General features: G+C 69.6%; 24 protein-coding genes and 1 pseudogene. 11 read left to right on the top strand and 14 right to left on the bottom strand.

Going from position 1 to position 25,737, the window contains the following annotated elements; genetic code table 11:
• Positions 1-97 precede the first annotated feature (97 nt).
• Positions 98-1,021, bottom strand: a complete 924-nt coding sequence (locus tag M2271_RS12760) for an alpha/beta hydrolase (RefSeq protein WP_280887279.1) — start codon at positions 1,019-1,021, stop codon at positions 98-100.
• Between the two features lie 69 nt (positions 1,022-1,090).
• On the opposite strand from M2271_RS12760, the gene M2271_RS12765 reads away from it, so the two are divergent.
• Positions 1,091-1,567 carry a MarR family transcriptional regulator gene (locus M2271_RS12765; RefSeq protein ID WP_037738445.1) on the top strand — a complete coding sequence of 159 codons (477 nt, stop codon included), beginning with the start codon at positions 1,091-1,093 and terminating at the stop codon, positions 1,565-1,567.
• Between the two features lie 230 nt (positions 1,568-1,797).
• Positions 1,798-2,181 carry a hypothetical protein gene (locus M2271_RS12770; protein ID WP_280887280.1) on the top strand — a complete coding sequence of 128 codons (384 nt, stop codon included), beginning with the start codon at positions 1,798-1,800 and terminating at the stop codon, positions 2,179-2,181.
• Positions 2,182-2,320: 139 nt separating this feature from the next.
• Here M2271_RS12770 and ugpC read toward each other — a convergent pair whose 3' ends face one another.
• From ugpC to ychF, 6 genes and pseudogenes are all read right to left on the bottom strand, one after another.
• The gene (gene ugpC / locus M2271_RS12775) at positions 2,321-3,511 is read right to left on the bottom strand and encodes a sn-glycerol-3-phosphate ABC transporter ATP-binding protein UgpC (RefSeq protein ID WP_280887281.1); all 1,191 of its coding nucleotides are present in this window, start codon (positions 3,509-3,511) and stop codon (positions 2,321-2,323) included.
• A 98-nt stretch (positions 3,512-3,609) separates the two neighbouring features.
• The gene (locus tag M2271_RS12780; protein WP_280887282.1) at positions 3,610-4,443 is read right to left on the bottom strand and encodes a carbohydrate ABC transporter permease; all 834 of its coding nucleotides are present in this window, start codon (positions 4,441-4,443) and stop codon (positions 3,610-3,612) included.
• On the bottom strand, positions 4,443-5,393 hold the full coding sequence (locus M2271_RS12785) for a sugar ABC transporter permease (protein ID WP_280887283.1): 951 nt from the start codon (positions 5,391-5,393) through the stop codon (positions 4,443-4,445). Before M2271_RS12785 ends, M2271_RS12780 begins: the two co-directional genes overlap by 1 nt.
• 106 nt (positions 5,394-5,499) lie before the next feature.
• Positions 5,500-6,759 (bottom strand): ABC transporter substrate-binding protein, encoded by a 1,260-nt coding sequence (locus M2271_RS12790; RefSeq protein ID WP_280887284.1) that lies wholly within the window; start codon positions 6,757-6,759, stop codon positions 5,500-5,502.
• A 293-nt stretch (positions 6,760-7,052) separates the two neighbouring features.
• Positions 7,053-7,916, bottom strand: a pseudogene (locus tag M2271_RS12795) (DUF234 domain-containing protein); the annotation flags it as partial.
• Between the two features lie 419 nt (positions 7,917-8,335).
• Entirely contained in the window at positions 8,336-9,424 is a 1,089-nt protein-coding gene (gene ychF, locus M2271_RS12800; RefSeq protein ID WP_280887285.1) for a redox-regulated ATPase YchF, read from the bottom strand.
• Between the two features lie 221 nt (positions 9,425-9,645).
• On the opposite strand from ychF, the gene M2271_RS12805 reads away from it, so the two are divergent.
• Positions 9,646-10,254, top strand: a complete 609-nt coding sequence (locus M2271_RS12805; RefSeq protein WP_280887286.1) for a DUF6542 domain-containing protein — start codon at positions 9,646-9,648, stop codon at positions 10,252-10,254.
• A 219-nt stretch (positions 10,255-10,473) separates the two neighbouring features.
• Here M2271_RS12805 and ppgK read toward each other — a convergent pair whose 3' ends face one another.
• Both ppgK and M2271_RS12815 read right to left on the bottom strand, forming a co-directional pair.
• A complete protein-coding gene (ppgK, locus tag M2271_RS12810; RefSeq protein ID WP_280887287.1) occupies positions 10,474-11,217 on the bottom strand; it encodes a polyphosphate--glucose phosphotransferase in 744 nt (247 codons plus the stop codon).
• Between the two features lie 29 nt (positions 11,218-11,246).
• Complete coding sequence (locus M2271_RS12815; protein WP_280887288.1) at positions 11,247-12,305, bottom strand: 4-hydroxy-3-methylbut-2-enyl diphosphate reductase; 1,059 nt, start codon at positions 12,303-12,305, stop codon at positions 11,247-11,249.
• A gap of 125 nt (positions 12,306-12,430) precedes the next feature.
• Here M2271_RS12815 and xseA point away from each other — a divergent pair, with 125 nt between their 5' ends.
• The 3 genes from xseA to M2271_RS12830 all read left to right on the top strand — a co-directional run bounded on the left by xseA (position 12,431) and on the right by M2271_RS12830 (position 14,685).
• Positions 12,431-13,639, top strand: a complete 1,209-nt coding sequence (gene xseA, locus M2271_RS12820) for an exodeoxyribonuclease VII large subunit (protein WP_280887289.1) — start codon at positions 12,431-12,433, stop codon at positions 13,637-13,639.
• A gap of 9 nt (positions 13,640-13,648) precedes the next feature.
• Entirely contained in the window at positions 13,649-13,933 is a 285-nt protein-coding gene (locus tag M2271_RS12825) for an exodeoxyribonuclease VII small subunit (RefSeq protein ID WP_280887290.1), read from the top strand.
• Positions 13,934-14,094: 161 nt separating this feature from the next.
• On the top strand, positions 14,095-14,685 hold the full coding sequence (locus tag M2271_RS12830) for a malonic semialdehyde reductase (RefSeq protein ID WP_280887291.1): 591 nt from the start codon (positions 14,095-14,097) through the stop codon (positions 14,683-14,685).
• Between the two features lie 115 nt (positions 14,686-14,800).
• On the opposite strand, the gene M2271_RS12835 is transcribed toward M2271_RS12830, so the two are convergent.
• Positions 14,801-15,322 carry a DUF4245 domain-containing protein gene (locus M2271_RS12835; protein ID WP_280887292.1) on the bottom strand — a complete coding sequence of 174 codons (522 nt, stop codon included), beginning with the start codon at positions 15,320-15,322 and terminating at the stop codon, positions 14,801-14,803.
• Between the two features lie 125 nt (positions 15,323-15,447).
• Between M2271_RS12835 and glpX the strand changes: the two genes are divergently transcribed.
• Entirely contained in the window at positions 15,448-16,482 is a 1,035-nt protein-coding gene (gene glpX / locus M2271_RS12840) for a class II fructose-bisphosphatase (RefSeq protein WP_280887293.1), read from the top strand.
• A gap of 98 nt (positions 16,483-16,580) precedes the next feature.
• On the opposite strand, the gene M2271_RS12845 is transcribed toward glpX, so the two are convergent.
• Together M2271_RS12845 and M2271_RS12850 are read right to left on the bottom strand one after the other, a co-directional pair.
• The gene (locus M2271_RS12845) at positions 16,581-16,958 is read right to left on the bottom strand and encodes a WhiB family transcriptional regulator (RefSeq protein ID WP_280887294.1); all 378 of its coding nucleotides are present in this window, start codon (positions 16,956-16,958) and stop codon (positions 16,581-16,583) included.
• Between the two features lie 175 nt (positions 16,959-17,133).
• Positions 17,134-17,793: a DUF1707 domain-containing protein gene (locus tag M2271_RS12850; RefSeq protein WP_280887490.1), complete on the bottom strand. Its 660-nt coding sequence runs from the start codon at positions 17,791-17,793 to the stop codon at positions 17,134-17,136.
• 243 nt (positions 17,794-18,036) lie between these two features.
• Here M2271_RS12850 and M2271_RS12855 point away from each other — a divergent pair, with 243 nt between their 5' ends.
• Positions 18,037-19,737, top strand: a complete 1,701-nt coding sequence (locus tag M2271_RS12855; protein ID WP_280887295.1) for a fumarate hydratase — start codon at positions 18,037-18,039, stop codon at positions 19,735-19,737.
• 181 nt (positions 19,738-19,918) lie between these two features.
• Here M2271_RS12855 and M2271_RS12860 read toward each other — a convergent pair whose 3' ends face one another.
• Both M2271_RS12860 and M2271_RS12865 read right to left on the bottom strand, forming a co-directional pair.
• On the bottom strand, positions 19,919-20,353 hold the full coding sequence (locus tag M2271_RS12860; protein ID WP_280887296.1) for a PASTA domain-containing protein: 435 nt from the start codon (positions 20,351-20,353) through the stop codon (positions 19,919-19,921).
• Between the two features lie 62 nt (positions 20,354-20,415).
• The gene (locus M2271_RS12865; RefSeq protein WP_280887297.1) at positions 20,416-20,931 is read right to left on the bottom strand and encodes a SigE family RNA polymerase sigma factor; all 516 of its coding nucleotides are present in this window, start codon (positions 20,929-20,931) and stop codon (positions 20,416-20,418) included.
• 147 nt (positions 20,932-21,078) lie between these two features.
• Between M2271_RS12865 and M2271_RS12870 the strand changes: the two genes are divergently transcribed.
• The 3 genes from M2271_RS12870 to M2271_RS12880 all read left to right on the top strand — a co-directional run bounded on the left by M2271_RS12870 (position 21,079) and on the right by M2271_RS12880 (position 25,688).
• On the top strand, positions 21,079-22,464 hold the full coding sequence (locus M2271_RS12870) for a class II fumarate hydratase (RefSeq protein WP_280887298.1): 1,386 nt from the start codon (positions 21,079-21,081) through the stop codon (positions 22,462-22,464).
• A gap of 106 nt (positions 22,465-22,570) precedes the next feature.
• On the top strand, positions 22,571-23,266 hold the full coding sequence (locus M2271_RS12875; RefSeq protein ID WP_280887299.1) for a DUF402 domain-containing protein: 696 nt from the start codon (positions 22,571-22,573) through the stop codon (positions 23,264-23,266).
• 292 nt (positions 23,267-23,558) lie between these two features.
• Positions 23,559-25,688, top strand: coding sequence for a SpoIIE family protein phosphatase (locus M2271_RS12880; protein ID WP_280887300.1), 2,130 nt, complete (start codon positions 23,559-23,561; stop codon positions 25,686-25,688).
• Positions 25,689-25,737: the final 49 nt, after the last annotated feature.

The following is a 25,737-nucleotide window of genomic DNA, read 5'->3' on the forward strand; positions in this document are numbered from 1 at the left end:
CGGCCGCCTTACCGCCGGACGGGTATAGGCCAGGCAGACCAACAAAAAGCCACTAGGCCAAAGGGCCTAAAAACACCTAAATCATGATAGACCCGATCTACCCGGCTGACGCGGCTGCTGTGTCGGGGATGTGGACGTGCTGCGTGAGGAACAGGGCCGCGCGGTCCAGTGCCTGGTCGGCCTCGTCGAGAACGCCGGCGAAAGACTGGAACACATGGGGTACGTCGGCGGTGATGTCGAGGATGACGTCCACTCCGGCTGCGCGGGCGCGGGCGGCCAGGCGCGTGGAGTCGTTCAGCAGGATCTCGTTGGTGCCCACCTGGATGAGCATCGGGGGGAAGCCGGTCAGGTCGGCGAGGACGGCTGGGCTGAGCATGGGCTGGTGCGGGTCCTGCTTGGCGAGGTACATGGCTCCGGTGTGTTCCACGGACTTGCGGGTGAGGATCGGGTCGATGCCTTCCTTGGTGTCCATGCTCTCGCCCGTGCGGGTGGCGTCGAGGCCCGGGGAGAACGTCACGACGGCAGCGGGCAGCGGGAGGCCCGCGTCGCGGGCGGCCAGGCAGGTCGTGACGGTGAGGCCGCCGCCGGCCGAGTCACCGGCGAGCGCGATGGTCGAAGGGTCCTGGCCCCTGTCGAGGAGGGCGCGGTAGGCGCTCAGTGCGTCGTCGATCGCGGCCGGGAACGGGTGCTCGGGGGCAAGCCGGTAGTCCACCGAGTATGCCCCGAAGCCGGTCTTGGCAACGAGGTGTCCCGTCAGCGACAGGACGCTTTCGGGGGAGCCGTACACCCAGCCGCCGCCATGGAAGTACAGGATCGTCCCGGCGCGCAGACCCTCGCCCGGCTCGACGCGCAGTGCGGGTCGGTCGCCGAGCGTGGTCCGCGTGGTGCGGATGTTGTCGGGCACGATCATCTTGGCCATCAGCGCCTCGAATCCGGCTCGGATCGCCTCGACAGACCTGGGGCCTTCGGGCCGCGGCTGCCGCAGCATCGCGTCAATCTGCGCCCGCTGTTCCTTGCTCATCGTTCTTCCCCTGCCGCAAGTGACTTCCACGGCACTATATGCCGTGGCATGTATCGTAAACTGCATGCCGTGGCATCCAAAACAAGCAGTGACACGGTCGACCTTCCGGGCTTCTTCGCTGACCTGGTCCGATGCGAGACGCGTCTCTACAACGCCCTCAACGACCGTCTCCGTGAGCGGCACGGAATCGTCACCTCGCAGTTCGAGGCCCTGCGCTACCTGCGCGACCACCCCGAGTCCCGCGTGGCTGACCTCGCCGCCGAGTTCGCCATCGGCATCGGGGCGGCCAGCAAGACCATCGACCGTCTGGAGAAGCAGGGATGGGCCGTCCGGCAGCCGAATCCATCCGATCGCCGGTCCTCACTGCTGGCCCTGACCGACGACGGCCTGCAGTTGGTCGACGCAGCAGAAGGGACCTTTACCGAGCGGTTGGCCGAGCTGACCGCGGATGCGCTCAAGGCGTCCCCCCTGAGAGCCGCCGCGCAGGCCCTCTCGGAGCTGCGTTCCGTCCTGGAGCGCGACCAGATCGGCGCGCCCACAGGCTGACGCGTTTTCGCAACCGGGTCGAAACGGCAACGGCCAGGCATGGTCAGCCTCGGCGCACCATCAGGGTCGGCCCCGGAATGATGCCTCTTCGCGGTCCGCAATTGGGTGCCGTAGGCCGGGGCGCGCTTATGCGTTCCGTGCCTGGCTTCTGGGTCGGCCCACCCGCCAACCCCCTGACGACCAGCCAACCTCACACACCGTCACTCGCAACCCAGTAGCCGATCACGAGAATGGCGAAACCTCAGCCCTACGGTGATCATCGCGACCTGTGGCGGGCTCTCCGGCTGCCGCAGGCGAGGTGTACGCATTTTCTGCGGCAGCGCTGGGACCAGTTCACCTCCACCGTCCGGCATCGTGCGCGCGTTCCGCTGGCCCGGCTCGCGCAGGACTATGGCCCGCAGCGCGGACCTGGCACAGCTCAGGAGCCCGCCGCCACCGTCGACATCATGGAACTCGGCGGCATGTGGAGCGCCCACTGCGACGGCTCGATCGCCCTCACCCCCGCCGAGCGCCATCGCCTGCGTACTCTGCGCGAAGCCCGCAACCTCCTCGCCCACCGTGTCCCCCTCGACGGGAACCGACTCCAGTTCTTGGTGGACGAGCTGTGCCGCTGACCTGGACCGCCAGTCGTTGGTAGAACTGGCCCGGCCTCAGTAGGTCGTCGACGCCATGAAGGATGACTTCTCCGGCGCCACCCCCATTGCCGACGTAAGGACTCACCGGCGCCCCTGGGGGGAACCGGAGGATGGGTCGTCAGCCCACGTTCTCCGGATGTGAGAGGTTGGCGCCGGTCGCCGGGTCGAACACATGCGCCTTGCTCATGTCGACGTGCAGCTCCAGGGGTTGACCCTCGCGGGCGCGTGTGGCGGCGTCCAGGCGGGCCACCACTTGCTGGGTCCCGCCGGCGCCGGTGTCACGCAGGCCCGAATCCGTGGCGAGTTCCTCGAGTTCGGCGGTCGTCACGGGCCCGCCCTCCGCGGTGAAATAGACGTACACATCGGAGCCCAGCGACTCCAGTACGTCCACAGTGGCTGTGTACACGGGCCCGCCCAGACCTCGGTCGTGCGCCAGCGCCGCGTCCTCGAACGCCTCGGGTCGCAGCCCGACGATGACGTCGCGGCGCGCGTTCTTGCGCTCCAGCTCCCTGCGCGTCCGGTCGTCGAGAGGCAGTGGCCCCAGGGGCGAACGCAGGAGGCTTTCCTCCAGGGTGGCGTTCAGGAAGTTCATCGCGGGGGACCCGATGAAGCCCGCGACGAAGAGGTTGCGCGGGAGATCGTAGAGCTGCGCCGGCGTGCCGATCTGCTGGACCAGGCCCTGCCTCATGACGACGACCCGGTCGCCGAGGGTCATCGCCTCCGTCTGGTCGTGGGTGACGTACACGGTGGTGGTGCCCAGGCGCCGCTGGAGCCGGGAGATCTGCGTGCGCATCTGTACGCGGAGTTTGGCGTCCAGGTTGGACAGCGGCTCGTCCATGAGGAAGGCCTTGGGGTCGCGGACGATGGCCCGCCCCATGGCCACTCGCTGGCGCTGGCCGCCCGAGAGGTTGGCGGGCTTGCGGTCCAGGTGCTCGGTCAGGTCGAGGACGCGGGCGGCCTCCTCGACCTTGCCGTTGACGGTGGCCTTGTCCACCTTGGCCAGACGCAGCGGAAAGCCCATGTTCTCCCGGACGCTCATGTGCGGGTACAGCGCGTAGCTCTGGAACACCATGGCCACGTCACGTTCCTTGGGAGCGAGGTCGTTGACGACCCGGCCACCGATGCGCAGGGTGCCCTCGGTGATGTCCTCGAGTCCGGCGATCATGTTCAGGGTGGTGGACTTGCCGCATCCGGACGGACCGACCAGGATCACGAACTCGCCGTCGGCGATGTCGAGGTCCACGTCCTTCACGGCGAGGGCTCCGTCGGGAAAACGCTTCGAGACTCCCTCAAGGATGATCTCGGCCATCGGTGGTGCCTCCTTGCCTTCGTGCCTTCGTGCCTTCCGGTCCGGGCGTCGCGTGGCCGGTGTCTCGGACGGGCGGGCCGTCCGCGCGGCCGGACAGGTCACCCCTTGACCGCCCCGGAGGTCAGTCCGGCGATGATCCGCCGCTGGAAGAACAGAACGAAAACGATGATCGGAATGGTGATCACCACGGCCGCTGCGGCGATCGAACCGGTGGGCTGCTGGAACTGCGAGCTCCCCGTGAAGAACGCGATGGCGGCCGGCACCGTACGCGCGGCCGTGGTGGAGGTCAGCGAGATCGCGAACAGGAAGTCGTTCCAGCAGAAGATGAAGACGAGGATGGCCGTGGTGAACACGCCCGGCGCGGCCAGCGGCGCGATGACCATCCGGAACGCCTGCGCGGGCGTGGCCCCGTCGACCTTGGCGGCCTTCTCCAGGTCCCAGGGGATCTCCCGGAAGAACGCGGACAACGTGTAGATCGCAAGAGGCAGCGAGAAGGTCATGTACGGGATGATCAGACCGATCCAGGTGTCGAAGATCCCCACGACGCGCTCGATGTTGAACAGCGGTGACACCAGGGAGATCGGCGGGAACATCGCGATCAGCAGCGACATCCCGATGAGCACCCGCTTGCCCGGGAACCGGAGTCTGGCCACGGCGTACGCGGCCATGGTGCCCAGCGCCACCGCGATCACCGTGGAGATCAGGGCGATGCCGATCGAGTTGACCAGTGCACGGGTGAACTCGGAGGTCTGGAAGATGCCCTTGTAGTTCTCCCAGGTCCATTGCCTGGGGATGTAGGTGCCGTCCGTCAGGGTGCTGGGCTTCTTGAACGACAGCGCGGCGATCCACCACACCGGAAACAGCGCGTACAGAATCACCACCACGTTCACGACGCCCCATCGGGCGGCGTGCGTCTTTCCGACGGCGGCCATCAGCGTTTCACCTCCGCGCCGGGTGCGGCAGTGCCGAACAGCTTGACGAAGGTGAAGGCGATGATCCCGACGCAGACGAAGATGAGCACCGAGATCGCCGACCCGATGCCCAGGTTCAGCGAGGTGAACAGGTTGTCGTAACCGAGGATCGACACAGAACCGGTGTCCTGGGCGCCCGCGGTCAGGATGTAGATGTTGTCGAAGATCCGGAACGCGTCCAGCGTGCGGAAGAGCAGCGCCACCAGGATGGCCGGTTTCATCAGCGGCACCATGACCTTGACGAAGCGCTGCCAGCCGGTGGCGCCGTCCACCATGGCCGCCTTCAGGGTCTCCTCGGGGACCAGCGCGAGTCCCGCGAGCAGCAGGAGCGCCATGAACGGGGTCGTCTTCCACACCTCGGCGAGCACGATCAGCCACAGGGCGGGCCAGTGCTCGGTCAGTGGAGCCGATCCGGTGGGCAGCAGCCCGGCGAGGTACCCGAGGTCCGGTGTCCACGCGTACTGCCAGGAGAAGGCGGCGACGACGGTGACGATCCCGTACGGCAGGAGGACCGAGGTGCGGACCGTCCCGCGCCCGAAGATGGCGCGATGCATCACCAGGGCGATAGCCATGCCGAGGACCAGCTCGATGACGACGGACACCCCGGAGACGAACAGCGTCACCCAGAAGGCGTCCCACCAGAACGGGGAGGACAGCACCGCCCCGTAGTTGCTCAGGCCCACGAACTTCGCCTGCGCCGGGAAGCGCAGGTCGTACCGCTGGAGGGAGAGGTAGACGGCATACCCGATGGGATAGGCGGTCACGGCGAGCATGACCAGAACGGCCGGTGCGCAGAGCAGCCAGCCGAGCCGCCGCTCCTGCCGGGCTCCCGCCGAGAGCGCCGCCCGGGTCCGCCGCTTCTGCTCCGCCTCGGGCGGCGGCGCTCCGCCCGGTTGGACCTGCGTGCTCATCTCCCGCCGCCGGGAGACCAGGCCCGCGCGCGGGGACACCCACGGGCGCGGGGGCAGCCGCGGGCGCGGGGGCAGCCGCGGGCGCGGTGGTGCGGGAAATGGGGACTCACGGGATCACACCCTTGGATTGCAGAGCGTTGTCGATCTGGTCCCTGATGGTCCTGACCGAACTCTCCGGCTTGATCCCGGACGGCGGGGACAGCGTGTGGGAGACCGCGATCGAGATATTCTGGTAGGCCGGAGTGAGCGGGCGTACGCTCGCCGACTCCAGGGCGGCCAGGACTTCCTTGCCGAACGGGTACTGCTTGATGAAGGACGGCTCGTCGTAGATGCCGCGCAGGGTGGGCGGCAGACCGCCTTCGAGCGCCGCGGTGAGCTGGTTCTCCCGGTTGCGCAGGCACAGGGCCGCCGCGAAGGCCGGCTGGGCGTGGCGCGAGTAGGCGCTCACGGCCAGGTCGATCCCGCCGATCGTGGGCCGTGCCGGACGGTTCGCGTCGACCCGGGGGTACGGCGCCCAGCGGAAGTTCTTGAACAGCGCCGGATTGTTCGCCTTCATCGACGGATAGACGAACGGGTAGTTGAGTTCGAACGCCGCCGTCCCCGACTCCATGGCGAGGCGGTTCTGGTCCTCCATCTGGTTGGACAGGGAGGGGTCCGCGGCCGGAGATCTCGCCATGTCGCGCATGACGGAGGCGGCCCGCACCGCGGGAGGACCGAGGGACGGCTCGGTGGCGGTCTTGTTGAGGATCGAACCGCCCGCGCTGTTGATCAGTGTGTTGAACCAGACGGTCAGGCCCTCGTACTGGGCGCCCTGGATCTCCACGAAGTGCGGTTTGCCCTTCTGGGCGAGGCCGCGGGCCATGGTCAGCATCTCGGCCCAGGTCTTGGGCGGAGTCGGCACCAGATCCTTGCGGTACCAGAGAAGCTGGGTGTTGGTGTTGTACGGAACGGCGTACAGCTTGCCCTTCCACATCGAGGTCTGCACCGGCACACGCAGAGTGCCCTCGAGAGCCTGCCGCTTCGCCGCCCCCGTCCACTCACGGATCCAGCGGGCCTCGGCGAACTCCGCCGCCCAGGTGACGTCCAGGCCCAGGATGTCGAGCGAGTTGTCCTGCGCGGCGAGCCTGCGGACGAGCTGCTGGCGCTGGCCGTCGGCGGCACGCGGCAGCTTGTGGTAAACGATCCGGTAGCGCCCCTGGGAGGCCTTGCTGCACCTGTCGGCCGCCTTCTGCAGTGCCCCTGAGTCGTCAGGGAAGTTGTACCAGTTGACAGCGATCGGTCCGGAGCCTTCGCCGCCACCGCAGGCGGCCAGCACAGACGCGAGCAACGGCAGCACAGCGAGACCTCGCAGCCGTCGCGTCCGCACGGAAGGCACCTTCTTTCCCAGAACCCGCTGACCCAGAACCCGCTGACCCAGAACCCGCTGTCCCAGAACCCGCTGAAATCCGCACCCGCGCACGCGGCGAAACCTCGTTCTCCGAGACGGTCGGCACGGGAATCGACCCCGTGGCGTTTCACTTCCGCGTCAACACTAGACATCTCAGAACATGACGTAAGCGTAAACAGCCGCCATAGCACCCATATCACCCGATCGCCCCACACTGACGATCTCGGGGCCCCGGCCTCGCCGGGTCGCTACCGCTTGCCGCCATCCGCCACTCACAGCGGCCAGGCGGTCAGCAAATCGCCAGGGCCGTAGATGGCATCGAGTCCCGGACAGTCCACTCCGCTGCGCGAGACCGCCACGACGGGGACAGGACCGCCGGTGAGGGCGGCCCGGTGCCGATGGAGAGCCGCCAGGTCGTGCCGGTCGAAGGGCGACTGCTCCAGCCACTTGATGGAGCCGACGAAGAGCAGCTCCTTGGCAATGGGGGCGCGATCCGCCGCGACGATATCGATCTCGACGTCGTTGGTGCGGGTCCAGTAGCCACCCACTGCGGGGGCTGCGGGGGCTGCGGGGGCTGCGGGGGCTGCGGGGAGCTGATCGTCGGGCAGCATCCGGGCCAGCGCCTCGCGGATGATCGGCTCGATCGCCCGGCCGCGCCAACTGGTCCAGCTCTCCCGGATCCGCGCCAAGGTCAGATCACCCCGCCCCCGTTCGATCTCCTCCATGGACGGGCCGAGCAGGTGCAGCCAAAACCGCAGGTAGGGATCCGGCACTCGGTAGCGGCGATCCTTCGACGGGCGCGGCGATACGGGCAGCTCCGCAGCGACGATCCGCTTGCCCGTAAGCAGCGCCAGCGCTCGCTGCAGCGGCGTGGCCCCGATTCCGCCGGCTGCGCGGGCGATGTTGGTGATGGTCCGCTCGCCACTGCCGATAGCCGCCAGCACCGTACGCGCCTGAGCCTGCGGAGGGAATTCAGCAGCCAGCGAGCGCTCGGCCGACACCAGCAGAGCCGAGACCGGGTCACTCAGTGCCTCACCGAGGAAGTCCCACAGCCCTGCGCCCCGCGGCCACTCCGCGCAGATCAGTGGCAGCCCACCGGTGACCAGCGCGGCATCGAAGGCTTCCGCCGGATCCACCGGCCCAACCCGCGAGGTCGGCCTGCTGGCGCTTCACAGAGGCTGTGGCGAGGTAGACAGAGCCGTGGGCAGCGCCCTTCGAGTGCGCCCCGCCGATCGGCATGCCGTCGCGGACAGCGCGCCCTGCGCAGCCTCCAGAGCGGGGACGAGTCCGTGCTGGTGATCAACATCTCGGGCGCCATACAGACCGCGGGACTGCGCCGGGCCCTGGACAGTGCACGACCCAGCACGGGCTCTCGCATCTCTTCCCAGCACGATCCCAGCACGGTACGGATGACCAGGGATGACAGCAGGTGACGAGGGGTCAGCTATCCCAGCACCATCCCCGCACGGGAAAAACAGAGGGCCCGACTCCGAAGAGTTGAGCCCTCCCTGACCTGCATGTTTGGCAGATCAGCGACGTGGTGATAGGTCAGCCGCTACACGTTGAACCGGAACTCCACCACGTCCCCGTCCCGCATCACATAGTCCTTGCCCTCCATGCGGGCCTTGCCCTTGGCGCGGGCCTCGGCGACCGAGCCGGTCTCGACCAGGTCGTGGAAGGAGATGACCTCCGCCTTGATGAAGCCCTTCTGGAAGTCGGTGTGGATGACACCGGCGGCCTCGGGGGCGGTGGCGCCCTTCTTGATGGTCCAGGCGCGGGATTCCTTGGGGCCGGCCGTGAGGTAGGTCTGCAGGCCGAGGGTGTCGAAACCGACATGGGCGAGGGTGGCGAGGCCCGGCTCCTCGACGCCGACGGACTGGAGGAGTTCCATCGCGTCCTCCTCGTCGAGTTCGACGAGTTCCGACTCCAGCTTGGCGTTCAGGAAGATCGCCTCGGCGGGGGCGACCAGGGCGCGCTGCTCGTCCTTGAAGGAGTCGTCCACCAGCTCGTCCTCGTCGACGTTGAAGACGTAGAGGAAGGGCTTCATCGTCAGCAGGTGCAGGTCGTGCAGGAGTTCCGCACGCTCGCTGCCCTGGACGATGCCCTGGGAGAACAGCGTGTCGCCCCTCTCCAGGATCCCCATGGCCTCCTCGACGGCCTTCGCCTTCGGAGCGACGTCCTTCTTGATGCGCGACTCCCTCTGGAGACGCGGCAGGACCTTCTCGATGGTCTGGAGGTCGGCGAGGATCAGCTCGGTGTTGATCGTCTCGATGTCGTCCTTCGGCGAGACCTTGCCGTCGACGTGAACGACGTTCTCGTCCTTGAAGGCACGGATGACCTGGCAGATCGCGTCGGACTCACGGATGTTCGCCAGGAACTTGTTGCCCAGGCCCTCACCCTCGCTCGCGCCGCGCACGATGCCCGCGATGTCGACGAAGTCGACGGTGGCCGGCAGGATCCGCTCCGACGCGAAGATCTCGGCCAGCTTCACCAGGCGCGGGTCGGGCACTCCCACCACGCCGACGTTCGGCTCGATCGTGGCGAACGGGTAGTTGGCCGCCAGCACGTCGTTCTTGGTCAGGGCGTTGAACAGGGTCGACTTGCCGACATTCGGCAGACCGACGATTCCGATCGTGAGCGACACGGTGCGACTTCCCGGAGTGAGAGGGCTGGCGTGAGAGGACGGGCCTGGGGCCTGTCGGACGGACCCCTGAGAACAGGCTCCTGGGAACAGGCCCGGGGCCGATCCACCAGTCTACGGCGTGCCCGCGCCCGCACCGGCGACGTATCGAACGCTTGGCCAAGGTCCGATCGACGGCGTGTCCGAGGAGCGATTCAGCACATTAACCGACCTAAGTTGGTCCAGTGGAGCAACACAGGACGCGACCCCGCCAGTACGGCCCACGACGCGGCACGACCCCGCCCCTGCCCCCGCAGGCGGCCCGGGGAGCGAACGGCCGCCCGGCGCGGCCCGGCAGAACCGATGCACCGGGCCGTGCGGGGCAGATCGGTGGGGTGCCGCGCCGTCCCACGGCGGCGGTACGGCCGTCGGGGCCGCCGCTGGTCCAGGCCGTACGGCGGATGCCCAACCCCCGGCTCACCGGACTGGGCGGCGGACTGTTCTGCGGGACACTGATGTTCCTGCTCGGCTGGGTCGACGGTGTGCTGTTCGGGGCCTCGCTGACGGTGTACGGCGTCCTGTTCCTCCCCGTGTGCACGATGACCGCCCTGTGGATCCGCCGGGCCGATCTGGTGACCGCGCCGGTCATCGTGCCGATCGCCTTCGCCGTGGGGCTTCTTCCGGTGGCTGACAGCGGCAGCGGACTCGGCGACCGGCTGATGGGCCTCTTCACCGCCCTCGCGACCCAGGCGGGGTGGCTCTACGGGGGGACGCTGATCGCCGGCCTGATCGCGACGGTACGGAAGATCCGCCTGATGGCCCGCCGGGCGGCCCGGAAGCGCCGGCCCGCGTGATCCCTTTCCGCTGTCGAGCCGCCGGTTTTTTCTCCCGCCGGCAGACCGGCCCACGAGCCTGCCCGGCCCACCGGCCCACGAGCCCAGCGGCCTGCCCGGCCCACCGACCTGCCGAAACGCCCGCCCGCCCCGCCCGCCCCGTCCGCCCGAAACGCCCGCCCGCCCGGCCCGCCCCGCGCCCAGCACCCCGGGCCCGCCAAGTGGGCCCCGCGAAAGGAGCTACTCCGTGGCCGCTCTCATCGCCGCCCCCACGATCCCCGCGTTGTTCTGCAGCTGCGCCGGGACTATCTCCGCCTTGATGCCCTCGATGTAGTGGAGGAACTTCTCGGACTTGCGGCTGACGCCACCGCCGATGATGAACAGCTCGGGCGAGAAGAGCATCTCGACATGGGCGAGGTACTTCTGGACGCGGTGCGCCCAGTGCTCCCACGTCAGGTCGCCGTCCTCCTTGGCCTTGCTGGACGCCCGCTTCTCCGCGTCGTGGCCGTGCAGCTCCAGGTGGCCCAGTTCGGTGTTGGGGACGAGGACGCCGTCGACGAAGAGGGCGCTGCCGATGCCCGTGCCGAAGGTGAGCAGGAAGACCGTGCCCCGGCGGCCCTGGCCCGCGCCGAAGTTCATCTCGGCGACGCCCGCGGCGTCCGCGTCGTTGACCACCGTCACCGGCAGGCCGCCCAGGCGCCCGCTGAACAGGGCGCGCGCGTCCGTGTCGATCCAGCTCTTGTCGACGTTGGCCGCCGTACGGATGTGTGATCCGTCCGTCACCACGCCGGGGAAGGTGAGGCCGACCGGCCCGGTCCAGCCGTAGTGCTCGACGACCTGTCGCACGCCGTCGGCCACCCCGTCGGGCGTCGCCGGGTGCGGGGTCAGCACCTTGAAGCGCTCCTGGGCGAGATCGCCCCTGTCCAGGTCCACAGGGGCGCCCTTGATCCCGGATCCGCCGATGTCCACGCCGAAGATCTGCATGGCCTTACGTTACGACGAACGAGTGACCGTCATTCGGCCGAGGCACCTTCGGAGCCGGACGCCGAGCCGGAGCCACCGCGCTCGGCCACCAGCGCCGTCCGCTCGGCCACCAGCGCCGCCGCCTCTTCGCGCAGGTCGCGGCGGAGTTCCTTCGGCAGCGAGAAGGTGATGGTCTCCTCGGCCGCCCTGACCAGTTCGACGTCGCCGTAACCGCGCGCGTCGAGCCACTCGAGGACCTCCTCGACGAGCACCTCCGGGACGGAGGCGCCGGAGGTGACGCCCACTGTCGTCACGCCCTCCAGCCATGCCTCGTCGATCTCGCTCGCGAAGTCCACGAGGTAGGACTCGCGGGCGCCGGCGAGCTTGGCGACCTCGACGAGCCGCTTGGAGTTGGAGGAGTTGCGGGAGCCGACGACGATCACCAGCTCGGCCTCCGCGCCCATCTGCTTCACCGCGAGCTGACGGTTCTGCGTGGCGTAGCAGATGTCGTCGCTGGGCGGGGAGATCAGCTGCGGGAACTTCTCCTTGAGGGCGTCGACGGTCTCCATGGTCTCGTCGACGGAGAGCGTGGTCTGGGAGAGCCAGACGATCTTGGAGGGGTCCCGGACCTCGACCTTCTCCACGTCCGCGGGGCCGTCGACGAGGGTGATGTGGTCAGGGGCCTCGCCTGAGGTCCCGATGACCTCCTCGTGGCCCTCGTGCCCGATCAGGAGGATGTCGTAGTCCTCGCCCGCGAAGCGGACGGCTTCCTTGTGGACCTTGGTGACCAGCGGGCAGGTGGCGTCGATGGTGGCGAGACGGCCGCGCTCGGCCTCCTCGTGGACGACGGGGGCCACACCGTGCGCGGAGAACATGACGATGTTCCCTGGAGGAATCTCCTCCGTCTGTTCGACGAAGATGGCGCCCTTCTTCTCCAGGGTTCGCACGACGTACTTGTTGTGGACGATCTCGTGCCGCACGTACACCGGAGCGCCGTACTGCTCCAGCGCTTTCTCGACGGCGATCACAGCGCGGTCCACACCCGCGCAGTAGCCACGGGGGGCGGCGAGCAGGACACGGCGGCCAGGAGAAGCAGTCATGGGTCCCATCGTAAGGCCGCGTTTCCCCGCGTTCCCCCGCCGCCGCCCCCGCCGCCGCCCCCGTCGCCCTGCCCCGCCGCCCCGGCCCGTCCGGTCACAGGGGCGTTGTCGGACCGGGCCGTTACGCTCGCCGCATGGCTGTCAACACGTCCGCGGAAACCCCCATGCCTGTGGGTGAGGTGTCCCGGCTCATCGGTGGGTGGATCGACCGGCTCGGGGCCGTGTGGGTCGAGGGGCAGATCACCCAGCTGTCACGGCGGCCCGGCGCGGGTGTCGTGTTCCTGACGTTGCGGGACCCGTCGTACGACATCTCCGTGAGCGTCACCTGTTATCGCCAGGTGTTCGACGCCGTGGCGGACGTGGTGAGCGAAGGAGCCCGGGTCGTCGTCCTGGCGAAGCCCGAGTGGTACGCGCCGCGGGGGCAACTGTCGCTGCGGGCCGCCGAGATAAGGCCCGTCGGGGTCGGGGAGCTCCTCGCGCGGCTCGAGCAGCTGAAGAAGTCCCTTGCCGCGGAAGGACTGTTCGCGGCCGACCGGAAGAAGGCGCTGCCCTTCCTGCCCCAGCTCGTCGGGCTGGTCTGCGGGCGGGCCTCGGCCGCCGAGCGCGACGTCCTGGAGAACGCCCGGCACCGCTGGCCCGCCGTCCGCTTCGAGGTGCGCAACGTCGCCGTGCAGGGCGTGCACGCCGTGCCGCAGGTCGTGCAGGCCGTGAAGGAGCTCGACTCGCTCGACGACGTGGACGTCATCATCGTCGCCCGTGGAGGTGGCAGCGTGGAGGATCTGCTGCCGTTCTCCGACGAGCAGCTGATCAGGACGGTCGCCCAGTGCCGTACGCCGGTCGTGTCCGCCATCGGGCACGAGCCGGACAACCCCCTCCTCGACCACGTCGCCGATCTTCGCGCGTCCACCCCGACCGACGCCGCGAAGAAGGTCGTACCGGATGTGGGCGAGGAGTACGGGCGGGTGCGGCTGCTGCGGGACCGGGCGCGGCGGTGTGTCGGGGCGTTCATCGAGCGGGAGGAGCGCGGGCTCGCCCATGCGCTCGCCCGGCCGTCGATGGAGGACCCGTACCGGATGATCGACGAGCGGGCTGCCCAGGTGGCCTCGCTGGTCGACCGGGGGCGTCGCACCCTGGGTCATCTCCTCGACCGCGCCGACTCGGAGCTGACGCACACCCACGCGCGCGTGGTGGCCCTCTCCCCCGCCGCGACCCTGAAGCGGGGGTACGCCGTGCTGCAGAAGACCGACGGGCATGTCGTCCGCGATCCGGGCGAGGTCACGGGGGACGAGGTGCTGCGCGCGCGGGTGGCCGAGGGCGAGTTCGAGGTGCGTGTCGATGCATAGGGTGGACGAATGACCAGCAAGGTGGAGGAGACGGCCGCGGTGACCGAGGGTCTCGGATACGAGCAGGCGCGGGACGAGCTGATCGACGTCGTACGGCGGCTGGAAGCGGGCGGTACGACGCTGGAGGAGTCCCTCGCCCTCTGGGAGCGCGGCGAGGAGCTGGCCAAGGTGTGCCGGCGCTGGCTGGAGGGGGCACGGGCGCGGCTGGACGCGGCGCTGGCCGAGGAGGAGGGCGGCCGGGGCGAGTCAGGCAAGGCCGATGGGGCCGACACGGCCGGCAAGGGCGCCGAGTAGCGCCGGTCCGCGCGACCGGGGCGGCCGACGAAGCCGTGGCTGTGAAGCGGATCACCAGCCCCGATTTTGGTTGAACATTGAAGTTTATTACCGTACGGTCGGAGACGTCAGCCGGTCCGGCACCCCCCGGATCCGACGAACATCCCCGAGAAGGTTCCCGTATGTCTCTCGTTCTTGACTCCGCCGCCCAGGACCTGCTGTTCCGCGAGGCCCGCACCGCGAACACCTTCACCGACGAGCCGGTGACCGACGAGCAGGTGCAGGCGATCTACGACCTGGTCAAGTACGGCCCGACGGCCTTCAACCAGAGCCCGCTGCGCATCACCCTGGTCCGCTCCGCCGAGGCGCGGGAGCGTCTGGTCCAGCACATGGCCGAGGGCAACCAGCCCAAGACCGCCACCGCCCCGCTGGTCGCGATCCTCTCCGCGGACAACGAGTTCCACGAGGAGCTGCCGGCCCTGCTCCCGCACTTCCCGCAGGCCAAGGACCTCTTCTTCGCCGAGCGCTCCGCTCGTGAGGGTGCCGCCGGCCTGAACGCCGCCCTGCAGGCCGCGTACTTCATCATCGGCGTCCGTGCCGCGGGCCTCGCCGCCGGCCCGATGACCGGTCTGGACTTCGAGGGCGTCCGCAAGGAGTTCCTGGACGACGACCACACCCCGCTGATGGTCGTCAACATCGGCAAGCCGGGCGACGACGCCTGGTTCCCGCGCTCCCCGCGGCTGGCGTACGACGAGGTCGTCACCACCGTCTGAGCGACATCGCACGCGAGAGGCCCCCGGTACCGACACCGGGGGCCTCTCGTCATGTACGGCGGCTCAGGCCGCCCGCGGGGTACGGCCGCTCAGGCCGCCCGCCGGGTACGGCCGCTCAGGCCGTCTTCAGCGCCTCGGCCATCCGGGTCAGCTGGGCGAACGAGCCCGTGCCGGCCACCACCGTCGTCGCGCCCTTCCCGGTGAGCACCAGGGCGTCGTAGCGGCCGCCGGTGTAGCGCGTCCACGTCCGGCCGTCGATCTCCTGGGTGGCCTTGGTCTCCCTGCCGCCCTGGCTGGCCGCGTCGATGAACGTCGACGGCTTCTGAGTCGACTGCTCGATCTGCACGTACTCCCCGCCGGGGGCGTGGAAGCCGAGGTGCCAGGCGTCGAACCGGTCGCCCTGGAAGCGGACGGACGTCGCCTTCCAGCTGCCGGACAGGCCTTCGGGTGCGGCCACCGGGTAGGACGCGGCGCGGCGCGCTGTGAGCAACTCGACGCGGTAGTCGACCTTCTTGAGGTCCGGAGCGGAGTCGTTGTGCGGGATGAACACGTAGATGACCGCCGCCGCGATACCGATCAGGCCCAGGGAGAGAATCATGTCCCGGACCGTTTTCTGCTTGCCCTTCGAACCTGCCACGTCCCTATCGTCGCAGGTGCCCTGGCCCGCTCATCCGTGGGGCCCCCTGCTCATTTTGTCTGTCTGGCGATAGAGTCGGGTCCATACCCTCATCCGGCCGTCGCCGTATCAGAAAGGTGCGCTCGATGACCGAGCATCATCATCTGCCGTCCGAGCTCGAAGTTCCTTCCGAGGCTCCCGACCGCAACCTCGCCCTGGAACTCGTCCGGGTCACCGAAGCCGCGGCGATGGCCGCGGGCCGCTGGGTCGGGCGGGGAGACAAGAACGGCGCCGACGGTGCCGCCGTGCGCGCCATGCGGACCCTCGTCCACACCGTGTCGATGAACGGCGTCGTCGTCATCGGCGAAGGGGAGAAGGACGAGGCCCCGATGCTCTTCAACGGTGAGCGGGTGGGCGACGGGACCGGGCCGGAGTGCGACATCGCCGTCGACCCGATCGACGGGACCACACTGACCGCCAAGGGCATGACCAACGCGATCGCCGTGCTGGCCGCTGCCGACCGCGGGTCGATGTTCGACCCGTCCGCCGTCTTCTACATGGACAAGCTGGTCACCGGGCCCGAAGCCGCCGACTTCGTCGACATCGACGCGCCGGTGTCGGTGAACATCCGCCGGGTCGCCAAGGCCAAGCGGTCCACGCCGGAGGATGTCACCGTGGTCATCCTGGACCGGCCGCGACACGAGGGCATCATCAACGAGATCCGGGAGACCGGCGCGCGCATCAGGCTGATCTCCGACGGTGACGTGGCCGGCTCGATCCTGGCCCTGCGCGAGGGCACCGGTGTCGACCTGCTCCTCGGCGTCGGCGGTACGCCGGAGGGCATCATCTCGGCCTGTGCCGTGAAGTGCCTGGGCGGGACCATCCAGGGCAAGCTGTGGCCGAAGGACGCCGAGGAGCGGCAGCGGGCGATCGACGCGGGGCACGACCTGGACCGGGTGCTGATGACCGACGACCTGGTGTCCGGGGAGAACGTGTTCTTCGTCGCCACCGGGATCACCGACGGTGAGCTGCTGCGCGGGGTGCGGTACCGGTCGGAGACGGCGACGACCGACTCGATCGTGATGCGGTCGAAATCCGGGACCGTGCGGCGGATCAACTCCGAGCACCGGCTCAGCAAGCTGCGGGCCTACAGCGCGATCGACTTCGACCGCGGGAAGTAGACACCGGACGGGGACCCACCCCGTACGCCGGAAAGAGGGGCGCTCCCCAGTGCGGTGGGGGCGCTCCTCTTCACGTGTTCACCTTCCTGGGCGGGAGGTCAGCCCGCTGCCGCTATGCGGTCGGCTCCCCTGGTCGTCTTCTTGATCTCCAGTTCGCGGCGACGGCGCCTGGCCAGGGCCACTCGGCGTTCGGCGGCGGTGAGGCCGCCCCAGACTCCGTACGGTTCCGGTTGCAGGAGTGCGTGCTCGCGGCACTCCACCATGACGGGACAGCGGGCACAGACGCGCTTCGCGGCCTCCTCGCGGGAGAGGCGGGCGGCGGTGGGTTCCTTGGACGGGGCGAAGAACAGGCCGGCCTCGTCGCGCCGGCACACCGCCTCGGTGTGCCAGGGTGCGTCTTGGTCCCTGTCCCGCACTGGCACCCGCTGGGCCGGAACGGCAGCTACCTGCACGGACGAATGCGGCGGTTGCAGCACGGTCTACTCCTGACGACGGCTTCGCGAGCGAGAGACGATGCAGCAAGGCCTACCCGCTGTGCGCGCGCCTATGCACTGAGTTCCGAACCGCTGGACTCCGTGGGTTCGCGCGCACCGGAAGCGCGTGGACCCCGGGCGCCGTCCACCGCTTCCCCCGGGGTCGAATTCACCACCGTCAACGATCCAGATGCTTGCGCAAACCCTTGTCGACCTTGTGCTGAACCCGTTCGAGGATGTCCGCGACGAGCTTGCCGCGCTTCGGCTTGCCCTCGATGGTGCCGAGCACCGCCCAGCCGTCCACGTAGACGACGGGGGCCTCCGGATCGTCCGAGTCGCGGTTGTCCACCTCGAAGGTGCCGAGCACTCCGCCACCGGTGCCGCGCAGCGAGACGTTCTCCGGGACGCGCACCTCGACGGTACCGAAGACCGAGATCACCTTGATCACGACCTGCTGGTACTCGAAGATCGCTTCACTGAGGTCGATCTCGACGCTGCCGAAGACCGCGTACGCGTGGATACGGCGGCCCGCGCGCCAGCGGCCCTTGCGGACGGCGGCGCTGAAGACCGCGACCACGTTGTCGTCCGGGTCGTGCGGGAGCGTGTCCGTGGGGCGGTTGGGGGCCGGGGTGTAGGCGGGGGCGGACCGGCGCGCGTGGGCGGCGGGCAGGTCCCGTATGAAGACCTCCAGTTCACCCACCGTCTTCGCGCTCAGCACCCCCTCGACGCGCTCGGCGTGCTCGTCGGCGGTCAGGCGGCCCTCGGCCAGGGCCTCGCGCAGGATGTCGGCGATGCGGTCGCGCTCGGCGTCCGAGGCACGCAGGTCACCGGCCCGCAGGTCACCGGCCTGCGGAGCGCCGGCCCGCGGGGCGGAGGGTTCCTGCACCTGCGGTTCGGTGTGCTTCTGAAGGTCCACGGCAGCAGCGTACCGAAACGCGATAGATCGCGACCAGCCCTGTGGAAAACATTGCCCCGGCCGAATGAGGACTACCTCACAAGCTCGCTGCCTTCGGCAGGTTCTACGCTGGTGGGCGCCCGCCAACGGAGGCGGGTGCCGTTCGTCGAGAAGGAATGGGCTGAGATGCCTGAGTTCGCGTATACCGATCTGCTCCCCATGGGAGAGGACACCACCCCCTATCGGCTGGTGACCTCCGAGGGTGTCTCCACCTTCGAGGCCGACGGGCGGACCTTCCTCAAGGTGGAGCCGGAGGCGCTGCGCAAGCTCTCCGAGGAGGCCATCCACGACATCCAGCACTATCTGCGTCCGGCCCACCTGGCCCAGCTGCGCCGCATCATCGACGACCCCGAGGCGTCCGCCAACGACAAGTTCGTCGCTCTGGACCTGCTGAAGAACGCGAACATCGCCGCCGCAGGCGTGCTTCCGATGTGCCAGGACACCGGCACGGCGATCGTCATGGGCAAGCGCGGACAGAACGTCCTCACCGAAGGTGAGGACGAGAAGGCCCTGTCCCGCGGCATCTACGACGCGTACCTGAACCTCAACCTGCGCTACTCGCAGATGGCCCCGCTCACCATGTGGGAGGAGAAGAACACCGGCTCCAACCTCCCCGCGCAGATCGAGCTGTACGCCACCGACGGCGGCGCGTACAAGTTCCTGTTCATGGCGAAGGGCGGCGGCTCCGCCAACAAGTCGTTCCTCTACCAGGAGACGAAGGCCGTCCTGAACGAGGCCTCCATGATGAAGTTCCTGGAGGAGAAGATCCGTTCGCTGGGTACGGCCGCCTGCCCGCCGTACCACCTGGCGATCGTGGTCGGCGGCACCAGCGCCGAGTACGCGCTGAAGACCGCGAAGTACGCCTCCGCGCACTACCTGGACGAGATCCCCGCCGAGGGCTCGCCGCTCGGTCACGGCTTCCGGGACAAGGAGCTGGAGGAGAAGGTCTTCGAGCTGACGCAGACGATCGGGATCGGGGCGCAGTTCGGCGGCAAGTACTTCTGCCACGACGTGCGCGTGGTGCGCCTCCCCCGCCACGGCGCTTCCTGCCCCGTCGCCATCGCCGTCTCCTGCTCCGCCGACCGGCAGGCCGTCGCGAAGATCACTGCCGAGGGCGTCTTCCTGGAGCAGCTGGAGACGGACCCGGCGCGCTTCCTGCCGGAGACGACGGACGAGACCCTCGACGAGGGTGCCGAGGCCTCGGCCCGCGGCGAAGCCGCTGACAGGCAGAGTGTCAGGATCGACCTGAACCAGCCGATGGACGACATCCTCGCCGAGCTGACCAAGTACCCGGTGAAGACCCGCCTCTCACTGACCGGCCCCCTGGTCGTGGCCCGTGACATCGCGCACGCCAAGATCAAGGAACGCCTGGACGCGGGCGAGGAGATGCCGCAGTACCTGAAGGACCACCCGGTGTACTACGCGGGCCCGGCGAAGACGCCCGAGGGCTACGCGTCCGGTTCCTTCGGCCCGACGACGGCCGGCCGCATGGACTCCTACGTCGAGCAGTTCCAGGCGGCGGGCGGTTCCAAGGTGATGCTCGCCAAGGGCAACCGCAGCAAGCAGGTCACCGACGCGTGCGACGCGCACGGCGGCTTCTACCTGGGCTCGATCGGCGGCCCGGCGGCCCGGCTCGCCCAGGACTGCATCAAGAAGGTCGAGGTCGTCGAGTACGAGGAGCTCGGCATGGAGGCCGTCTGGAAGATCGAGGTGGAGGACTTCCCGGCGTTCGTCGTGGTCGACGACAAGGGCAACGACTTCTTCCAAGATCCGGCTCCGCAGCCGACGTTCACGTCGATTCCGGTGCGGGGTCCCGGCTTGGGCTGACCGGCGGCGATACCCACTAAGAGCCCCTGGCCGACCTTGCCGGGGGCTCTCCCGGATCCTGCCCCGCACCGGCGGCGGATCCCGGACCCAGTCGCTGCGGGGCCGGGTCCGGTGTGATCCTGTGACGAACGCCCGCCCCTGATTGGCGCAGGGGCGGGCGTCCTGTCAGGTCAGGGCCTGGTCAGCCGGCGCAGACGGTGAAGTTGACCGTGTCGCCGTTCTGTACGGTCTTCGGGGCGTGCGGGGACACGCCGATCACCGAGGTCGGCTTACAGCCCTTGACGGCCTTCTTCGTGACGGTGCCGACCTTCGTCTGCGTCTTCTGCATGTACGTCTTGGCACTGTCGATGTTCCAGCCCCCGAAGTCGATCGGGATGATGACGCCGCCGGGGGTGCCGTACAGCATGGTGGTGGCGTCGTTCTGGGTGGCCGTGCTGCTCGCCGTGGGCTCCGCGTCGCCGCCGACGACCGAGGTGGCAAGGGCCGTCCCCCCGCCCCCGAGGATGAGGGCGGCGGCGACGGCGGCGATGCCGGCGGTCCGCCTGCGGCGGGTGCGGCGCACGATCTGGGGCGCGTCGAACTCGGGGGCCTCGGTGGAGTTCGCGAATCGGTTCATGGCGTTCATCAGTTCCTCTTCGAAAGGTGTGCAGCCGGAAGCCGGTGCGTCGCCGTACGAGGTCATCGGATTCCTTCCGCGTGCTGCCGTGGTGAAGGGTCGGAGAGTGCGGGGAACTCGCTTCTGAGCTTCTCGATCCCCCGGGCGAGCTGGGAGCGCACGGTGCTCGCCGAGATCTCCAGGTCGGCCGCTATCTCGCCGTCGGAGAGCTCGTGGAAGTACCGCAGCACCACGACCGTCCGCATCCGCATGGGCAGTTGCTGCAGCGCGCGCACCAACTGGTCCCTGCTGTCGACCTGTCCGTACTGGTCGCCGGGGGCGGCCCGGTCGGGAGTGTCCGCCTGCGAAACCGTACGGCGGAAGCGACGCCAGCGGTCGTTGGCCAGGTTCACCATGATCCGCCGAACGTAGGCGTCCGGGGCGTCCTTGCCGGAGATCGTGCGCCACTTGCGGCAGGCCCGCTCCAGGGTCTCCTGGACCAGGTCCTCAGCGGCGTCGCGGCTCCCCGTGAGGATCAGCGCACCCCGGAACAGCGCAGCCGACCGGGCGGCGACGAATCCGTCGAAGTCCGTCTCCACACGCTCCTCCCTTCCTGTCACCCCTCCTCGACGCGGACGCCAGGCGTTCTGCTGCACGGCGGCTGTGAGACCTGAGTCACACGGCGGTCGGGACACGGGCGGCCGAGCGTCCGGAACATCCCCGGCGTCCCGTTCGCTGTACAGGGCATGAGCGAATACCGCATCGAGCACGACTCCATGGGCGAGGTACGCGTCCCGGCGGACGCGAAGTGGCGGGCCCAGACGCAACGGGCCGTGGAGAACTTCCCCATCTCCGGGCAGCGTCTGGAACGCGCCCACATCGAGGCGCTCGCCCGGATCAAGGCGGCCGCGGCGAAGGTGAACGCCGCGCTCGGGGTGCTCGACAAGGACGTGTCCGAGGCCGTGCAGGAGGCGGCCGGAGAGGTCGCCGAGGGCCGGTGGGACGAGCACTTCCCGGTCGACGTGTTCCAGACCGGGTCCGGGACCTCGTCCAACATGAACACCAACGAGGTCATCGCCACCCTCGCCGGCGAGCGGCTGGGCCGGGCCGTGCACCCCAACGACCACGTCAACGCCTCGCAGTCGTCCAACGACGTCTTCCCCTCCTCGATCCACATCGCGGCCACCGCCGCGGTGACCAGGGACCTCATCCCCGCCCTTGATCACCTCGCCGGCTCGCTGGAGCGCAAGTCCGAGGAGTTCGCCGACGTCGTGAAGTCGGGGCGCACCCACCTCATGGACGCCACCCCGGTCACCCTGGGGCAGGAGTTCGGTGGGTACGCGGCGCAGATCCGGTACGGCGTCGAGCGGCTGAACGCCTCCCTCCCCCGGCTCGCCGAGCTGCCCCTCGGGGGGACGGCCGTCGGCACCGGCATCAACACGCCGCCCGGTTTCTCCGCCGCCGTCATCGAGGAGGTCGCCCGGACCACCGGGCTGCCGCTCACGGAGGCCCGCGACCACTTCGAGGCGCAGGGCGCGCGGGACGGGATCGTGGAGACCAGCGGGCAGCTGCGGACCATCGCCGTCGGACTGACGAAGATCGCGAACGATCTGCGGTGGATGTCCTCCGGCCCCCGGACCGGGCTCGCCGAGATCAGCCTTCCCGACCTCCAGCCCGGGTCGTCGATCATGCCGGGCAAGGTCAATCCGGTCATTCCCGAGGCCGTGCTGATGGTCGCCGCGCAGGTGATCGGCAACGACGCGACCGTCGCCACCGCGGGCGCCGCCGGCAACTTCGAGCTCAACGTGATGCTGCCGGTCATCGCCAAGAACGTGCTGGAGTCCGTCCGGCTGCTCGCCAACGTCTCCCGGCTGCTCGCCGACCGGACCGTCGACGGGATCGTCGCCCACCGGGAGCGGGCCCGGGAGTACGCCGAGTCGTCGCCGTCCGTCGTGACGCCGCTCAACAAGTACATCGGGTACGAGGAGGCCGCCAAGGTCGCCAAGAAGGCGCTGGCCGAGCGGAAGACCATCCGTCAGGTCGTCGTCGAGCGCGGGTACGTCGAGCGCGGCGACCTCACCGAACAGCAGCTCGACGAGGCGCTGGATGTCCTGCGGATGACACACCCGTAACCACTCGCGAACAAATTTCCGCCCGGCGCGCGAACCCTTCCCGCCAGGCGCGCGAACCGTGACGCGCACCGCAGCGTCGTATGCCCATGGCACCTAATATCTGTGCATGGCAGACGGTGGAGCGGTGAGAGCCGAAGTGGACGCGGGCGGGCCGGCGGTGTTCTGGGCGCCCGGGAGTCAGATCCTGTGGCGTTACCGGGAGAACGGCGGCGCGCGCTTCCACATCGCGCGCCCGGTGACCGTCGTACGCGACGACAGCGAGCTGCTCGCCACGTGGATGGCGCCGGGCACCGAGTGTGTGAAGCCGGTGCTCGCGGACGGCACGCCCGTGCACGTCGAGCCGCTGCAGACCCGCTACACCAAGCCGCGGGCCGTGACCCGCGGCCGCTGGTTCGGGACGGGGGTGCTGAAGCTGGCGCGGCCCGGTGAGCCCTGGTCGGTGTGGCTGTTCTGGGAGCCGGGCTGGCAGTTCAAGAACTGGTACGTGAACCTGGAGGAGCCGCTGGCGCGCTGGGCCGGCGGGGTCGACTCCGAGGACCACTTCCTCGACATCACCGTGGAGCCGGACCGCAGGTGGCAGTGGCGGGACGAGGACGAGTTCGCGCAGGCCCAGCGGGACGGGTTGATGGACGCCCGCCTCGCGCAGAAGGTACGGGAAGCCGGCCACTCGGCGGTGGAGGTGATCCGCGCCTGGGGGCCGCCGTTCTCCGACGGCTGGCAGCACTGGCGGCCCGATCCGTCCTGGTCCGTCCCGTCCCTGCCGCCGGACTGGGATCGAACACCCGCGCATTTGGGCTCGTGAGACCCTTGATGCGCCCCGGGGCAAGAAACGTAGGATCGTCCTCCGCAAGGGCGCGCAGTGGCAACTATCAGGGACCGCGCTGAGTTTGACCGATCGTCATCGAGGGGCGGCAGGACGTGAGCGAGGGGTACGAGCGCAACACCGGTGAAGGCCGAGTACGGTCCGGTGCCACAGGAACAGCCTCTGACCACGCGGGAAATCCGTTCCTGGGGCATGTATTCCGGGTATCGGGTTCTCGGCGGGACCAACTGCGCACACGGCGCACCGGCTCTGACGGACGGATTCGACACGCGTGACGGAGCAGCCGACCTTCGAACCCCCCCAGGCGGGCATCGACCCTGCGGACGGCCGCGGGGCGCTCCTGCGTGCCTCGACGCCGTCCCACCCGCACGGCGCGGACGACACGGACACGCCGTCGTACGCGCCCGGCGCCGGCGCTTTACCGGTACAGGCCCGGGCCGGCGAGACACCGCCCGCCGGATCCGGTACGACGACGCCCACGCCCGGCACGACGACATCGAGCGGCATGGACAACAACCCCGCGGGCCCCGGCCCCGAGCACTCCCAGCCCGCCTCCGCCGAGCCCGACACACACCGCCCGCGGCCCGTTCCGGAGGGCATCCCGGTCCAGCCGGGGGCCGAGCCCGTCGACGGGTCGGACGGTGGCCAGGAGCGCCGGTCCGGGCGGGGTCTGGCGCCCGGCCGGCCCACGCCGATGCGGCGGGACGGGGACCGGCTGCGTTTCGTGGGCGCCGCGACCCGGCGGATCGCCCGCGGCCTCGACCTCGACGAGATCGTGATGGGGCTGTGCCGGGCGACCGTGCCGACGTTCTCGGACGCGATCCTCGTCTATCTGCGCGACCCGCTGCCGGTGGGCGACGAGCGCCCCGTCGGACCGCTGGTGCTGCGACTGCGCCGGACCGACCGGATTCCGCAGGAACGGGACCTGGAGGACGGGATCCTGCCGGTGCCCGTGCCGGATCCGTCCGAACTGGGCACGATCGGCACCGAACTGTGTGAGGTGCAGCCAGGAAGCGCGCTCGCCGAGGTGCTGCGCGGGGTGCGCCCCGTCTTCACGGACACCCCCGCCGCCCGCGCCGCCCTGCCCGAACTTCTCGGTGACAACAGCGAGTTCGTCGTATCCAGCGGACAGCGAGCGATCCTCGCCCCGCTGCGCGGCCGACGCCGGGTGATCGGCGCCGCGCTGTTCCTGCGCCGCCCGGACCGGATCCCCTTCGACCCCGACGACCTGCTGGTCGCGGCCCAGCTCGCCACGCACAGCGCGCTCGGCATCGACAAGGCGGTGCTGTACGGCCGTGAGGCGTACATCGCCGACGAACTCCAGCGCGCCATGCTGCCCGAGACGCTGCCGCGGCCCACGGGTGTGCGGCTGGCGTCCCGCTATCTGCCCGCCGCCGAGACCGCGCGGGTCGGCGGCGACTGGTACGACGCGATCCCGCTGCCCGGCAGCCGGGTCGCGCTGGTGGTCGGTGACGTCATGGGTCACTCCATGACCAGCGCGGCCATCATGGGCCAGCTGCGGACGACGGCCCTGACGCTCGCCGGGCTCGACCTGCCTCCGCAGGAGGTCCTGCACCACCTCGACGAACAGGCGCAGCGCCTGGGCACCGACCGCATGGCTACCTGTCTGTACGCCGTCTACGACCCGGTGGCGCACCGGATCACCGTCGCCAACGCCGGCCATCCCCCACCGGTCCTGCTGCACCTGGGCGGCCGGGCCGAGGTGCTTCGGGTGCCGCCGGGGGCGCCGATCGGGGTGGGCGGTGTCGACTTCGAGGCCGTGGAGCTGGACGCGCCCGCCGGAGCGACCCTGCTCCTCTACACGGACGGGCTCGTGGAGTCGCGCCTGCGGGACGTGTGGACCGGCATAGAGCAGCTGCGCGAGAAGCTCGCCGCGACCGCGCAGCTGACCGGGCCCGACCATCCGCCGCCGCTCGAGGCCCTGTGTGACGAGGTGCTGGACATGCTCGGCCCGGGCGACCGGGACGACGACATCGCGCTGCTCGCCGCCCGCTTCGACGGGATCGCGCCGAGCGACGTGGCGTACTGGTACCTGGAGCCGGAGGAGATGGCCCCCGGCCGGGCCCGTCGGCTGGCCCGCCAGGCGCTGTCCCGCTGGGGCCTGGAGGAGCTCAGCGACTCGATGGAGCTGCTGGTCAGCGAGGTCGTGACCAACGCGGTGCGGTATGCGACCCGGCCCATCACGCTACGGCTGCTGCGCACGGACGTGCTGCGCTGCGAGGTGGGCGACGATGTGCCGCAACTGCCGCGGCTGCGGCAGGCGCGCGCCACGGACGAGGGCGGGCGTGGCTTGTACCTCGTGAACAGGCTGGCCAGGCGGTGGGGCGCGACTCGGCTGAGTACCGGGAAGGTTGTCTGGTTCGAGCTGAATCGGACGTAGAGCGTCCCGTCGTCGCCTTCCGGCCAGGCCGGTCCTTCCTTCGCACGAG

The organism is Streptomyces sp. LBL, assembly GCF_029893585.1.
Classification (GTDB): Bacteria; Actinomycetota; Actinomycetes; order Streptomycetales; family Streptomycetaceae; genus Streptomyces.

Bases quoted from the DNA above. Each gene is read 5' to 3' on its own strand.
- M2271_RS12760 (WP_280887279.1), bottom strand. From the start codon at position 1,021: ATGAGCAAGGAACAGCGGGCGCAGATTGACGCGATGCTGCGGCAGCCG.
- M2271_RS12770 (WP_280887280.1), top strand. From the start codon at position 1,798: ATGGCGAAACCTCAGCCCTACGGTGATCATCGCGACCTGTGGCGGGCT.
- ugpC (WP_280887281.1), bottom strand. From the start codon at position 3,511: ATGGCCGAGATCATCCTTGAGGGAGTCTCGAAGCGTTTTCCCGACGGA.
- M2271_RS12780 (WP_280887282.1), bottom strand. From the start codon at position 4,443: ATGGCCGCCGTCGGAAAGACGCACGCCGCCCGATGGGGCGTCGTGAAC.
- M2271_RS12785 (WP_280887283.1), bottom strand. From the start codon at position 5,393: ATGAGCACGCAGGTCCAACCGGGCGGAGCGCCGCCGCCCGAGGCGGAG.
- ppgK (WP_280887287.1), bottom strand. From the start codon at position 11,217: ATGCAGATCTTCGGCGTGGACATCGGCGGATCCGGGATCAAGGGCGCC.
- M2271_RS12815 (WP_280887288.1), bottom strand. From the start codon at position 12,305: ATGGGACCCATGACTGCTTCTCCTGGCCGCCGTGTCCTGCTCGCCGCC.
- xseA (WP_280887289.1), top strand. From the start codon at position 12,431: ATGGCTGTCAACACGTCCGCGGAAACCCCCATGCCTGTGGGTGAGGTG.
- M2271_RS12825 (WP_280887290.1), top strand. From the start codon at position 13,649: ATGACCAGCAAGGTGGAGGAGACGGCCGCGGTGACCGAGGGTCTCGGA.
- M2271_RS12830 (WP_280887291.1), top strand. From the start codon at position 14,095: ATGTCTCTCGTTCTTGACTCCGCCGCCCAGGACCTGCTGTTCCGCGAG.
- glpX (WP_280887293.1), top strand. From the start codon at position 15,448: ATGACCGAGCATCATCATCTGCCGTCCGAGCTCGAAGTTCCTTCCGAG.
- M2271_RS12855 (WP_280887295.1), top strand. From the start codon at position 18,037: ATGCCTGAGTTCGCGTATACCGATCTGCTCCCCATGGGAGAGGACACC.
- M2271_RS12860 (WP_280887296.1), bottom strand. From the start codon at position 20,353: ATGAACCGATTCGCGAACTCCACCGAGGCCCCCGAGTTCGACGCGCCC.
- M2271_RS12870 (WP_280887298.1), top strand. From the start codon at position 21,079: ATGAGCGAATACCGCATCGAGCACGACTCCATGGGCGAGGTACGCGTC.
- M2271_RS12875 (WP_280887299.1), top strand. From the start codon at position 22,571: ATGGCAGACGGTGGAGCGGTGAGAGCCGAAGTGGACGCGGGCGGGCCG.